The following is a 14,146-nucleotide window of genomic DNA, read 5'->3' as shown; positions in this document are numbered from 1 at the left end:
TATTAGGGAGGAAGACATGAAAAAAGTATTATTAGTTATATCAACGTTTTTATTTGTATTAAGCAGTACATTAACTTTTACATATGCGGCTAATACAAAATCAGAGGCTTATCTCAAGCTTAAGAATTATTATCAGCAAAGTCATGTATTAACAACACCAGAAGAAATTATGGCTGTTGAGGCACTTGGATTAGAAGTAGAAGATTATTTTTCAATTCTTGATTTAAAAAATCAAGATTTTAAAAAATTAAAATTCTCTGATTTATCAAAAAGTATTATTGCTATGTCAGTAAGTGGCATTGACCCAAGAGATGTTAATGGAATAAATGTCGTAGAGACTTTAGAAACTTACATACAAGATGATGGCTCTTTAGAAAATGCAGGTTGGGTAATTGATGGGTATACATTGCCATGGGTTGTGTGGGCATTATATATTGTTGAATCATCACATCTAGAAAAAGTTTGTGATTATCTTGTTTCACAACAAGCAAGTGATGGAGGTTTTGGTGGCTATGGATATACAGATGTTGACACAACAGGACAAGTTATTCAAGCCCTATGTTTAGTTAATAAGAACAAATACGAAAGTGTTATACAGCATGCAATACAATTTATGAAGTCATTGCAGCAAGATGATAGTGGATATAAGGCATATCAATATGGAAGTGGAAACCCTGATACTCAGGCATCAGCAATTTTAGGCTTACTTGCATATGATGAGACAGGTCTTAAAGGCATGAAATATAGTGTGAATGGAAATCATCCATATGATTATCTATTAGATTATCAAGCAAGTGATGGAAGTTTTTCAAAAAGTTCATTTAATGCCAGAACAACAGCTACAGCAGCATTAACAATTGGTAGTTATATGAATGGTGATTTTTTTAAACATGCAAAACAAGAATATGAAGAGCTTGTTGAAAAAAATAATCAAGAGAATATGAAAAGAAGAAAACAAAGTTATCAATCTCTTTATTCATCTTATAAAAATAAGGATACTATAGATGATTATTATGATTATATATCTATTGAAGCTTTAGGATTGAATATAAAAGACTTTCAAACTTTGGATTTAGAATCTATGAAATACGAAGAATTATATGAATCTGAATTGGCTCAAATCATTTTAAGTTTGTTAGCAGAAAATAAAAATCCAAGAAATGTCAATGGAAAAGACTTGGTTGCACTTTTAGAATCATATGTGCAAAATGATGGCACAATTTCAAAGAAAACGCCTATTACTGCTAATTTTCAAGTTTGGTGTGTCTATGCTTTATATGCAGTCAATTCAGAGAAATTAGATATTGCTGCAGATCAACTTGCATTAATGCAAAATCAAGATGGAGCATTTGGATATCCTGGTTTTGAGGATTTAGATACAACAGGGTGGGTAGTTGATGCTTTATCGTTGGTCAATAAAACAAAATATCAATCAGTTTTACAAAAGTCAATTCAGTATTTTCAATCACAACAGCAATCAAATGGTACATTTGGAATAGAGAAAAATGATTGGGATGTTTTTCCAAATACAAATACGCAAGCAAATGTTTTATTGGGACTTATTAGTTATGATAAAAGAGGGTTAGACAATGGTATTTATCATAAGGATGTTGTTGATATCTTATTAAAGTTTCAAAATAGTGAAGGAACTTTTGGCTGGAATAATCAAATATATAATCAATTTGCAACTCAGCAGGCAGCTTGGACATTAGGAAATTATTATAATGGTAATGTTATGACAAAACTTAAACATACATATCTCAGTTTACAAGATTCGATTAAACCTGATGAGAAACCAAGTCAAGACATCCCAAAGCAAGAGGATAATGTGGAAAGTTCTTCATCAAAGAAACCAATTCAGAATTTGATTATAAAGTCTCCACAGATTAATAAACAAATATCAAATAATCATGAATTACTTGAAATAAATGATTTGTCAAAAACTCAAGACAATAGTCAACCATTGGAGAAAAAATATACTGTTGAAAACAAACAAGAAGTAAGTAATGAGAATCCATATTTTAAATATGGACTGATTGTTGCTGGTGGTGTCGTTGTTTTAGGAATGTTAAAAGTTGCTATATCAATATTTAGGAAGAAGGGCTAGCAATGAATAAAACAAAAAAGTATGTTATACAGTTTGTTGTATTGGGATTTATGCTGATTGGAATTATAACTTTATATAATATGAATGCTCAATCAACAAAAACATTAACTACTAGCAAAGAAATAACAGAATCAATTCCTCAAGATCAAGAAAAGATTGTTGAAAAAGAAAATCAGAGCGAAGATCAGTCTTCTCATGAACAAAAGCCTACTCAACCATCAACCACTAATAAGAGTTCTGTGGAAAATACTCATCAATCACAACAGAACCCACCATCAGATAATAAACAACAAAATGAATCTCAGACTGGTATAAATGTTTCAGTTGTTGGTGTTGATGGAACTATAGCAGCAGGAGTTATTGAATATAACAATCAAAATGCATTTGATGTATTAAAAACATTATGCACCAATAAAGGCATTTCTCTCAAAACGACTGGAGCGGGGATAACTGTATATGTCAAAGCAATTAGTGGTCTCTCAGAAAGAGATTATGGAGTTATGTCAGGATGGAAGTATAAAGTGAATGGAGAGTATCCTGGTGTTGGAGCTGGACAATATCAATTAAAAGTTAATGATAAGGTTGAATGGATTTATGACAAAGCTGAGTAAAGTTCAAGAGATTAGTTTAATTGGCATACTTGCAGCAGTTAATATAGCTTCAAGAATAGCACTTCAAGCACTTCCTAATTTTAAGCCTGTTACATCTATCATTATTATATCAGTAATGATTTTTGGCTTGGCTTTTGGTATTAAATTAACGATTGTAACAACTGTTGTCTCTAATGTTTTCTTAGGGATGGGAACGTGGACATTTTTTCAGATTTTTGCATGGATTATTATTTGTTTATTAACTGAGATTATAGTTGATTTTTATAAAAAAATAAAAACAGACCCTTCTCTTTTAGTGATGTCTATTTTTGCATTTTTTATGGGATACGTTTTTGGTTTTATTGTTTCATTAGAGCAGTTAATGATAGGAGGACCAGGTTTGTTTTTTGCTTATTATACAACAGGTATTTTATTTGATACATTTCATGCAGTAGGAAACTTGTGTTTCTATTTGGTATGTGCACCAATCTTAATGAAAATATTTATGAAGGAAATAAAAGTCTTTTAAAGTATTGTTCTCTTTAAGAAAACTTCAATAAAAATATATTGTATTTTTATAAGGCTTATGGTATCATAGCAATGCTAGTGTATAAAAAGTTTTAAGAAAAGGAGGTACTCAAATGATTTTAAATATATTATTAATGATTGTTTCAGTTGCTCTCATTATTGTATGCCTATTACAAAGTGGTAAATCTGATGGTATCGTCAATGCCTTAACAGGACAAAGTTCTAATCTTTTTGCTCAACAGAAAGAAAGAGGAGCTGATTTGGTACTTTCTAGAATGACAGTTGGACTTGCAGTTGCGTTCTTCGTGCTTGCAATTTTAATTAGAATGGGTTAAATCAATAGGGCACTATGTGTCCTATTTTTATTTGATTTGGGTAAACTAACTAAGGAGGTGAATTTATGAAAGAAGAAATTTTACAATTATTAGAAGATCAAACATATACAAGAAGAAAAATGGATGAATTAGCTGAACATTTTGGTATGACTTCTACAGAAGACTATATTACTTTTATTAAATTAATCAATAGTATGGAAGATGAAGGTCTTATTATGAGAAGTCGATTGAATGATTATTATTTAATTAATCAGTTACATTTTTATAGTGGTACAGTCCAAATGAATAAGAAAGGATTTGCTTTTGTCAAAGTAGATGAAGAAAGAGAATTCTATATTCATGAAAACAACATGAAAGATGCTTTTGATAAAGACACGGTATTAATTGAAAAAATACCTTCACATGGGAGTCGTGAAGAAGGTCGTGTTGTTCGTGTGATTAAGCGTGGACAAATGCGTTATGTTGGTGAAGTGAAAAGAGGTAAAAGGGATTGTTATGTAGATGTTGATGATGCAAAATTTAATCAACCAATATTCGTAGATTCTGCCCATCTTCATGGGGCAGTTCCAGGACATAAGGTTGTAGTGGAAATTAAAACATATAAGCCACAGATTAAAGGGAATATTGTTAAAGTTATTGGGCATCGTAATGATCCAGGAGTAGATATTTTATCTATTGTTCATGCTCATGATGTTGATATTGAGTTTCCAAAAGAAGTGTATGAACAGATTGAGGCAATTAATGATGAAATTGATCCCACAGATATTCAAAATCGTGTAGACTTAAGAAGTGAAATGATTGTAACTATTGATGGTGATGATGCTAAAGATTTAGATGATGCAATTTCGTTAAAGAAACTAGCTAATGGTCATTATCAGTTAGGTGTACATATTGCAGATGTTTCATACTATGTAACAGAGGGTTCGCCTTTAGATAAAGAAGCTGTTAAACGTGGAACTTCGATTTATTTGGTTGATAGAGTTATTCCAATGTTACCACATAAGTTATCTAATGGGATCTGTTCATTAAATCCAAATACTGATCGTTATACAATAAGTTGTATTATGGAGATTGATAACAATGGTGAAGTTGTGAATCATGATATACAACCAACAGTTATTCACTCTTCATATCGCATGACATATAATAATGTGAATAAGATTTTAGATGGTGATGTTCATGTTCAACAACAATATCAAGAGGTTGTTCCATTATTTTTCTTAATGCAGGAACTTGCACTACTATTAAGAAGCAAAAGGGATGAGCGTGGTGCCATTGATTTTGATGTTAATGAAGCTAAAGTGCTTGTTGATGATAAAGGGAAACCTATAGATATTGTTCCAAGAACTCGTGGCGCATCAGATAAAATCATTGAAGAGTTTATGCTACGTGCTAACGAAACTGTCGCTCAACATTTTAAATGGATGGATTTACCTTTTATTTATCGTGTTCATGAGCATCCTAAATTGAAGAAACTTCAACAGTTTGTTTCTATTGTTAAGCCATTAGGTTATACTATAAAAGGTTCATTGGAACATGTTTATCCTAATGAATTAAGTGCAATTGTTGATGCTTCTAAGGGAACAGAAGAACATACAATTATATCTACTTTATTGTTACGTTGTATGCAAAAAGCAAGATATGATAGACAATGTTTAGGACATTTTGGGTTAGCGGATGAGTATTATACACATTTTACATCACCAATCCGTCGTTATCCGGATTTATTGGTACATAGATGTATTAGAAACTTCTTATTTGATCAAAACTATGAAGCAACTGCCCATTTTGAAGAAGTTATACCTTTATTGGCTGAACAATCTTCTTTTAGAGAAAGAGAAGCTATTGATATTGAGCGTGAAGTGACTGATATGAAGATGGCTGAATACATGTCTTATCATATAGGTGAAGAATTTGAAGGAATGATTTCTTCTGTTACACAGTTTGGATTCTTTGTTGAATTACCAAATACAATAGATGGTTTGGTTCATATGACTGAATTGACTGATGATTATTATCATTATGATGAAAAGAATTTAATGCTAGTTGGAGAAATGACAGGAAAGACATACAAATTATCTGACAAAGTGAAAGTCAAAGTTATTTCTTGTAGTAAAAAAGACCGTACGATTGATTTTGAATTGGTAGGTCAGAAAGCTAGAATTAAAAAGAAGAAAACAATTCAGATAAACGACAAAAAAGTAAAGACAAATCCTAGAAAAAAGGGTAAAATAAATAAGTCAAAGAGATTTCCAAGAAAAAGAAGATAGAAAGGGGTTGATATGTATGAAAATCGTTGCACAAAATAAGAAAGCTTATCATGATTATTTTATATTAGATACTTATGAAGCTGGTATAGAATTACAAGGAACAGAAATTAAATCTATTCGTAAGGGAAGTGTAAATTTAAAAGATTCATTTATTCGTATTAGAAATGATGAAGCTTTTATTGATAACATGCATATCGCTCCTTATGAGCAAGGAAATCGTTTTAACCATGAACCACTTCGTCAAAGAAAACTCTTATTGCATAAAAAAGAAATTAAAAAATTGCAAAAAGAGCTTAAGGAAAATGGTTTAACGATTGTACCTACAAAGTTATATTTCAATACATCTAAACTGAAAGTAGAAATTGCTTTAGCAAGAGGTAAGAAATTATATGACAAACGTCAGGATCTTAAAGAAAAAGATTCTAAACGCGATATTGAAAAAGCATTGAAACATGCTTATTAATGGGGGCGTCTTGGATTCGACAGGGGTCAGTTTGAATGAAGTTGCAGCCGTGGGCACACGTTACATGCACAAAAAAATATCTGGAAACAGACAAACTAATTACGCTTTCGCTTAGTCGACATAGACGAGAAAGCTGCCATTATTTAGCGTGCCTATAGCTATTTAACTGGTAACATAACTCATAGGATAAGGATATAAGGAGTCTGGACTTATGTCATGAAAATTTACAGAATCGCTAAGTGAAGGACTGCTTGTGGATCGTAGCTTAGTTAAATTCATTCCACAAGATAAGCTGTAGACGCTTCATATGGGACGGCTTTTGGACGCGGGTTCGATTCCCGCCGCCTCCACCAAATGAGATACCAACGATATTTTGAACCTAAAAACTGGACAACTCAAAATATTGTTTTTTATTTGCCATTTTTTAAAAGGAGATTTTATTCTCCCCTTTTTTTGATTGTTAATCATGATTTGAAGCGTAATCTGACTCTACTTGTGCAGGTGTTTTGTACCCCAAAGTTTGATGTGGACGTCTATTATTATAAAAATCAATATAATATCCAACATGATATAGTAAATCTTCAAAGTTACTGATTTCTTCTACATATAGCTGTTCTCTTTTTAAACAAGAAAAAAAGGATTCAATGACTGCGTTATCATATGGAGTGCCGGGTTTTGAAAAGGATTGTTTTACTTTTATTAATTCAAGTTTTTTCCTAAAATCAAATTCAGTGAGTTGACAACCTTGATCACTGTGGAAAATCAGTTCTTCATAATAGGGCTGTCTTATTTCAATTGCTTGATCAAATGTATGTACCAAGAGTTCAGTTCTTAAATGGTTTGCGATAGAATAACTAATGACTTTTCTTGAGAACAAGTCGATAATAACACATATATAATATTTTTGCTCATAATCAACATTGAACTGTGAAAAATCACTAACCCATACTCTATTTGGATGTTCAGGATAAAAATCCCTTTTTAATAAATCTTTAAGGGCAGGATTTGAGCCTTTTCGTGGAATTGTAATTCTATTAGCTCGTTTTGTTCTGGTGCATTTGATATCTAATTCCTTCATTAATCTTGATACTCGCTTTTCACAACATAAATAGCCTTCATTTTTCATTAATGCAGATAACTTTTTAGCGCCAAGTTTTCCTTCTGTTAAGCTAAATAATTCTAGCAATTTTATTTTATATATTTCATCAGTTTGCTGGATTTGCGAAATTTCAACTTTTCTATAGAGATGATTTAAAAAAGTCCCTTTTTTTACATCCAGTGTTTTGCACAGGGAAGCATGAGTAAATTGCTTTTCTACCTTTTTCATAGCTTCTAACTTCTGTGATAATGGCATTGATTTTACACATTGTGTTGCATCATAAATTTTTATAGTTTGACGAAGAGATTCTACTTCTTTTCGAAGTAGATAAATTTCTCTTGCAGATATGTTGAAATTATCTACAGATTTAGGTGCATTATCACTTCTCCACTGATAAATAGAGCTTCTGCTTACACCATATTCTTTGGTCAAATTATCAATGGGTTCACCTCCTTCCAAACGCTTTAAAATTTCCAGTTTGATGTTTTCTTTAATTGACATAATTTTGTCCTCCTTTTTTAATAAAAAACCTCTAGTATTCTGTAATAATTAGAGATTTTAAAGTATATCACAAAAAAATGAGGATAAAACTTACTATAAACAAATAAAGAACTTTTACAAAATTGAACTAATATAAAAAGGCATTGCGTAATAAACAAAGCTTTTAGAATAATTAATTAATCTTGATCTTTGTCGCAAGATAATTCAAATAAAATAGTAATATTTGTAATTCAGCGTTATAATGTTTATATAAGAATAACTGTGGAGGAAATTATGGAGATTAAAGTAGAAAATTTAGGTGTTATTACTGAGGGTAAAATTGAACTAAAGAAAAATGTTGTAAATATTAAGTATGGAATCAATGGTTCAGGAAAAAGCACAATTTCTAAAGGTATTGAACTTTCTGTTAAAGGTGAAGATTTGAATAAATTGAGAACATATGGAAGTGAAATTGAACCTACTGTTTCTATCAGTGAAGATATTTCAAGTGTAATTGTATTTAATCAGGACTATGTAGATGATTATCTATTTAAAGATGATTTAGCAAATAATAGTTTTGAAATAATGATTAATACTGACGAATACAAATTTGGGAAAAAGAAAATAGATACTATGTTTGTGGACTTGATTGCTAGTATAAATAACACGAACACAAAAACAATCATTGAAGAATTAGAAGCATTAAAAATTAATGTACCTATCGAGAAAAAAAAGACAAAAGCAAACGGTATTCAATACATAATGAAAGGTACTTCTAAGTTTGTTAAAGCTAGAAAACTTGCTGATTTAGATGAATTATTGGATGAACAAGCAATGAAGTATAAAGAAAGATTGGAAAGCAATAATAATCATATGTGGTTAAAATGGTTTCAAGCTGGAAAAGATTTTATTGAAGAAAACCAAAAATGTCCTTTTTGTTTAAATGATTTACCGACAGATTTCATTGATACAAGTGAAAGTATTAAAAATTCAGTAAATGCAACGGGATTGAAACAAAATATCGAAATTAAAGAGGTAATATCTAAAACTGAAAAGTATATGACAGAAGAGAATATAGATATTATGAATTCGGTTATTAACAATAATGAGGATTTAAGCGAACAAGAGTTGAAAAAAATATATGAGATTATTACAGTGTGTGATATAGAATTAACTAAGTTGTGTAATTTAAGGTCAATTAATATATCAGGAGTAAAAAAGAAATATGAAAATAATACTTTGATTGATTTTTTAAAGAGTAATATTCTTAATCCAAACTTCTTTGAAAAATTATCTGATGAAGTAAAAGCGGATGTAGAAAATATAAATGAAGCTATAAGTAAAATTATGGCTAAATCAAAGGAATTAGAATCAATAACAAAAGATTTTTCTGATAAATTGAATTTATTAGTAAAAAGCAAAAAAGAATATATTAATAATTTTTTGAGTATATCAGGTATACCTTATTTAATTGATATTGTTGAAAGTGATGATGCTAAATTTAAAACTGTCCTAAACCCTTTAAATTCTAGTGAGTTAATAACACAAAAGAGTCTAAGTTTTGGTGAGAAAAACGCTATTTCATTAATGTTATTTTCACTTGAGGCAAGCAAAGACTATGATTTAATTATATTGGATGACCCAGTATCTTCATTTGACAACAATAAAAAGTTTGCTATTTTATATTATTTATTTACAAAAGAAGATGCAGTATTTGAAAATAAATCAATTTTGTTATTTACTCATGATTTTGATATAATTGTTGATTTCATTTATAAAGATGAGTTTAAAAAAGTAGAGAATAAATGCTATTTTGTTAAAAATACAGGTGGGAATTTAGTCGAAAAGAAAATTGCTAAGGATAGTGTAAGTTATACAATAAGACACTGGAGGAAAAACGCTGAAAAAGAAAGCTTACATCCATTATTAAGGATTGTTAATCTAAGAAAATACCTACAATATACTCAGCCTAGTGAAACTGAGGCAATAAATATTTTGTCTTCACTGGAGCACAATGATGTAAAACCTATGGAAAAGATAAGCGGTAAAAAGCAAGAAATAGCTAATAAAATCAAACTAGATAAAGGTATGATTTGCATAAAAGAAAGAATAAAAGATTTTGATTATGATACATATCTTTTACGCATTCAAAATAAGGATGAATTAAAAAAATTATATGACAGTACTGACTCGTCTATAAGTAAATTACAAATATTAAGAATGATAGTGAATCTTACAGGGAGAAAAGTTGAGAATCAAGTCTTTTGGGATTATTTAACTGAATATTATCATGTTGAAAATAACGAAATGACATCTTTAGATGAAAAGAAATTTGATGTGGTTCCTAATTATATTATGAAAATGTCAGATGAAATAATTGGCGAAATTTTCAAATAAAATTAGTGATTACTTAATTGGAGGGATAACTGTGATTTCTGGACATCCGTTCTGGCACAGTGCTCCAATAAATCTAATTTTGTGACTCACAATTGTGCGAGTCATTTTTATATAGGTGTTATAATTTGATACAACAAGAGTATTTGTTGTATCTTTTTTTGTTGGAATGTGAGGTGGTTATTATGAAGAAGAGAGTAGCAGCGTATTGTAGAATAAGTAGTAATTCCAAAGAACAACAAACAAGTGGAGATGCACAAGTAATGTATTATATTAATTTGCTTTATAATAATGATGATTATATAGTTATTGGAATTTTTTATGATGTTGGAAGTGGATTAAGAACAAAGAATAGAAAGAATTATTTAAAGTTAAAGAACATTATAGAAAATAATGGAATAGATATATTGTTTTGCAAATCATTAGCAAGAATTTCTAGAGATAGTTTAGAGTTAATTAAGTTTATTAGGTTGTTAATTGAAAATGATGTAGTAGTAAATGAAGGAGGGAAAATGATTTATGATCTTAAAGATAAAATGTTTAATTATGAGATATATGCAGTCATATATCAATGGGAATCTCAAATTAAGAGTGATGCAATTAAATGGGCATATAAAAGAGGATTTGAAAATGGGAGTGTATATATGACGAATTTATATGGATATAGTAGTAAAAATAATAATATTAAGATAATTGAATATCAAGCTAATATTGTTAAAGAGGCTTTTAGCCTTTACTTAGAAGGGATGTCTGAGTATGAAATAGCAAAAAGTTTTGAAAATAGAGGATATATAAATAAATCAGGAAAAACAAGTTGGTCTTATTTAAAAATAAGAGATATGTTGACCAATGAAAAGTATATAGGACAAACTATTGGTCCTAAAACATATTGCAAGGATATAATTACAGGGAAAAGATATGTAAATGATTGTTTTAATCAATACTTGCTTGAAGGAAGTCATCCACAAATTATTTCTAAAACAATATTTGATGAAGTTCAAAGAAAAATAAAAGACAATAAAACAAATGGTTATCGTAAAAGAAAAGATGAAACAGCTTTAGCAAGAAAAATTATTTGTGGTGAATGTGGTGCTTTTTATATAAGAAAGACTTATTTGAATAGAGATAAAAGTGTACGAACTTATATGTGGAAATGCTCAAAAGCAAATAAAAAACAATGTGAAAAATCTATGTCCTTTCATGAAGCGTATATTATTGATAAAATTATAGAGTTTCTAAAAAATAAAAATTGTAAGGTAGTATATGAAGAAAAGAGTGTGAAGGATGAAAACATTAAATATTTAATTGATAAATATATAGAAAAAATTGAGATAAATGAGTCATCAATAATTATTTTTTTTAGAGGCTAAAATAATTGGAAAATGTTGATTTAAAAGATATAATTATAAACATAGAGGGGTGAGGGTATGGATAAAAAGATTATTTTTATTGCAGGAAGTTATGGTGTGGGGAAGACAACTATATGTAATCAATTAGCTAATATTTTAAAAATTCCTTCATATTCAGCAAGTGATTTAATTTCTAAACAGAATAAAGAATCATATGGTAAAAATAAATATGTGAAAGATAGTAACTTAAATCAAAATATTTTAGTAGAACAGGTTTCACAAATTAAAGATGAAATATTTATAGTAAATGGTCATTTTTGCTTAAAAGCACCAAATAATAATATCATTTTATTGGATAAGGATATTTTTAAACAATTATCCTTAGAGGCAATAGTATTAATTGAATCTAGCTCTGAATTAATATTGCAAAATCTATATAATAGAGATCAAAAAAAATATAATAATGAATTTATAGATAAACTACTTTTAAGCGAGAAAAACCAAGCTATTTATGTTTCTAAAACTTATAATGTTCCATTATATTTTTATAGAATGAAATATGATGGAGAAGATTTGAAAAAAATATTACTTATTTTTGATAATATACTTGAAGGGGTGAATTAGATATGGAGTATATTCTATTAGATACTAATATCTTAATATATCGAGAAGGGGAAAAGATTTTAGAACCAGATGTTCAATTACTTTCTAGATTACTTATGGATTCAATGGATTATAAATTATGTGTTCATCCAATGTCTATTGATGAGTTATCTAAGCATAAGGATGAACGTCAAAGACAAGTTATTTTATCTAAAGTAGGGATATATAAAAAATTAGAGGATATTCCAATTGTTACACAAGAGTTTATTACAAAATGTGAAAAAAATGGTAATGAGCATGAATACATAGATAATAATTTATTATATACAGTGTATAGAAACTGTGTTAGTTATTTAATAACGAATGATAAAGGAATTTTAAAAAAGTCAGAAAAGTTAGGTTTATCAGACAAAGTACTTACAATATCTAAGGCACTAAGCTTGTTATCAAATAAGTATGATTCTATTTTATTGAAAACACCAGCAATAATCAAAAAAGAATATCTATATAACATTGATAATGAAGATTCATTTTTCGATTCATTAAGACAGGATTATAAAGGGTTTAATGATTGGCTAACTAAAAAAAAGTTAAAACATGAAATTGCTAGAGTGACTTATAAGGATAATGGTAAACTAGGAGCGTTTTTAATGCTTAAAACAGAAGATGAAAAGGAAGACTATAGTAGCTTTGATACACCATTTCAAAAAGGAAAAAGAGTTAAGATATCTACATTCAAGGTTGAAGATAATGGGAAATCAATAGGTGAGGCTTTTATTAAGATTGCTATAGATTATGCTATAAGAAAAAATATTTATGAAGTATATGTTACTATTTTTGATAAACAAGATAGATTAATAAACTTATTTAAAGAGTATGGTTTTGATTTGTATACATATAAAGAGACTCAAAAACAAGATGGTACATTTGAAAAAGAGGGTGTTTATCTAAAAAGAATGTATTTTGACAAAACAAATTATCCAATAATAAAACTAGATGAACAAGATATATATATACTGTCAATACAAGAGGAATTTGGACAGATGCTTTTCCCTGATTTATTTAATAATCATCAATTATCCTTTTACGATTTAGATGGAACATCTACTTATAGCAATGTTATAAAGAAAGTATATATATCAAAGAGTAAGATAAAACCAATGAAGAAGAATGATATATTAGTTTTTTATACCAGTCAAATTAAAAAATCTATTGCATGTGTTTGTGTAGTTGATGATGCCTTTAGAGCAAATGAAATTGAAAGTTTTGATGCTTTTGAAAAGATAGTAAGGCGAAGAACGGTTTATCCATCATCATATTTAAAAGAGGCTTATGAAAATGGATATTTAATTATTTTATTTAAATACTATGTGAACTTACCAATACATATACCTCTTAAAGTGGCAATAGCTGAGGATATTGTAAAAGCAGCACCTCAATCTATCCAAAAATTATCAAAAGAGAAATTTGAAAAAATAGTAAAATTAAGTGGAAGTGATAAGCAAATTAAAATATAATATACAAATAACAATGTAAGGGGGAATAAATAGTGTGTAAAGTTTTAATGCCGATTAAACCAGAATATGCAATGCAAATTTTAGAAGGTAGTAAAACATTTGAGTATAGAAAGAATAGATTCAAAAGAACAAATGTAGATGCAATTGTTATTTATGTGACTTCTCCAGTAATGAAAGTTCTTGGTGAAGTTGAATTAATAGATACATTAGAGGGCTCTCCTATAAATATTTGGAAAGAAACTTCACAAAGCGGGGGCATCAATAAAAAATCTTATGATAAGTATTTTGAAGGAAGAAATAAAGCAGTGGCATATGTACTAGGAAAAGTAAAAAAATATAATAATGCGAGGTCACTAGATGATTTTAATATTAATTATTATCCACAGTCATATGTTTATTTAGATTAGGAGG

At 28.9% G+C, this 14,146-nt stretch carries 12 protein-coding genes and 1 other RNA gene; 12 read left to right on the top strand and 1 reads right to left on the bottom strand.

The window, feature by feature from the left end:
- The first annotated feature begins 16 nt into the window (after positions 1-16).
- The 7 genes from GQF29_RS08040 to ssrA all read left to right on the top strand — a co-directional run bounded on the left by GQF29_RS08040 (position 17) and on the right by ssrA (position 6,646).
- Positions 17-2,107 (top strand): prenyltransferase/squalene oxidase repeat-containing protein, encoded by a 2,091-nt coding sequence (locus tag GQF29_RS08040; protein WP_117769114.1) that lies wholly within the window; start codon positions 17-19, stop codon positions 2,105-2,107.
- 2 nt (positions 2,108-2,109) lie between these two features.
- Positions 2,110-2,718 (top strand): DUF4430 domain-containing protein, encoded by a 609-nt coding sequence (locus tag GQF29_RS08035; protein ID WP_054325215.1) that lies wholly within the window; start codon positions 2,110-2,112, stop codon positions 2,716-2,718.
- Positions 2,702-3,226 (top strand): hypothetical protein, encoded by a 525-nt coding sequence (locus GQF29_RS08030; RefSeq protein ID WP_008789087.1) that lies wholly within the window; start codon positions 2,702-2,704, stop codon positions 3,224-3,226. The genes GQF29_RS08035 and GQF29_RS08030 overlap by 17 nt, the downstream gene beginning before the upstream one ends.
- A gap of 112 nt (positions 3,227-3,338) precedes the next feature.
- Positions 3,339-3,560 carry a preprotein translocase subunit SecG gene (secG, locus tag GQF29_RS08025; protein WP_008789088.1) on the top strand — a complete coding sequence of 74 codons (222 nt, stop codon included), beginning with the start codon at positions 3,339-3,341 and terminating at the stop codon, positions 3,558-3,560.
- Between the two features lie 65 nt (positions 3,561-3,625).
- Positions 3,626-5,830, top strand: a complete 2,205-nt coding sequence (rnr, locus tag GQF29_RS08020; RefSeq protein ID WP_054325214.1) for a ribonuclease R — start codon at positions 3,626-3,628, stop codon at positions 5,828-5,830.
- A 16-nt stretch (positions 5,831-5,846) separates the two neighbouring features.
- Complete coding sequence (gene smpB, locus GQF29_RS08015) at positions 5,847-6,293, top strand: SsrA-binding protein SmpB (protein ID WP_054325213.1); 447 nt, start codon at positions 5,847-5,849, stop codon at positions 6,291-6,293.
- Position 6,294: 1 nt separating this feature from the next.
- Positions 6,295-6,646: a transfer-messenger RNA gene (gene ssrA / locus GQF29_RS08010) on the top strand.
- Between the two features lie 107 nt (positions 6,647-6,753).
- On the opposite strand, the gene GQF29_RS08005 is transcribed toward ssrA, so the two are convergent.
- The gene (locus GQF29_RS08005; RefSeq protein ID WP_117769115.1) at positions 6,754-7,893 is read right to left on the bottom strand and encodes an IS3 family transposase; all 1,140 of its coding nucleotides are present in this window, start codon (positions 7,891-7,893) and stop codon (positions 6,754-6,756) included.
- A gap of 273 nt (positions 7,894-8,166) precedes the next feature.
- Between GQF29_RS08005 and GQF29_RS08000 the strand changes: the two genes are divergently transcribed.
- From GQF29_RS08000 to GQF29_RS07980, 5 genes are all read left to right on the top strand, one after another.
- The gene (locus tag GQF29_RS08000; protein WP_117769116.1) at positions 8,167-10,269 is read left to right on the top strand and encodes an AAA family ATPase; all 2,103 of its coding nucleotides are present in this window, start codon (positions 8,167-8,169) and stop codon (positions 10,267-10,269) included.
- Between the two features lie 182 nt (positions 10,270-10,451).
- The gene (locus tag GQF29_RS07995; RefSeq protein WP_117769117.1) at positions 10,452-11,636 is read left to right on the top strand and encodes a recombinase family protein; all 1,185 of its coding nucleotides are present in this window, start codon (positions 10,452-10,454) and stop codon (positions 11,634-11,636) included.
- A gap of 57 nt (positions 11,637-11,693) precedes the next feature.
- Complete coding sequence (locus GQF29_RS07990) at positions 11,694-12,239, top strand: ATP-binding protein (protein WP_117769118.1); 546 nt, start codon at positions 11,694-11,696, stop codon at positions 12,237-12,239.
- A gap of 2 nt (positions 12,240-12,241) precedes the next feature.
- A complete protein-coding gene (locus GQF29_RS07985; RefSeq protein WP_117769119.1) occupies positions 12,242-13,735 on the top strand; it encodes a GNAT family N-acetyltransferase in 1,494 nt (497 codons plus the stop codon).
- Positions 13,736-13,767: 32 nt separating this feature from the next.
- Positions 13,768-14,142: an ASCH domain-containing protein gene (locus GQF29_RS07980; RefSeq protein WP_054325198.1), complete on the top strand. Its 375-nt coding sequence runs from the start codon at positions 13,768-13,770 to the stop codon at positions 14,140-14,142.
- Positions 14,143-14,146 lie beyond the last annotated feature (4 nt).

This window comes from Coprobacillus cateniformis (assembly GCF_009767585.1).
GTDB classification, from domain to species: domain Bacteria; phylum Bacillota_I; class Bacilli_A; order Erysipelotrichales; family Coprobacillaceae; genus Coprobacillus; species Coprobacillus cateniformis.
Note: the sequence above shows the minus strand (reverse complement) of the source record. Positions and strands in the feature narration are given on the sequence as shown.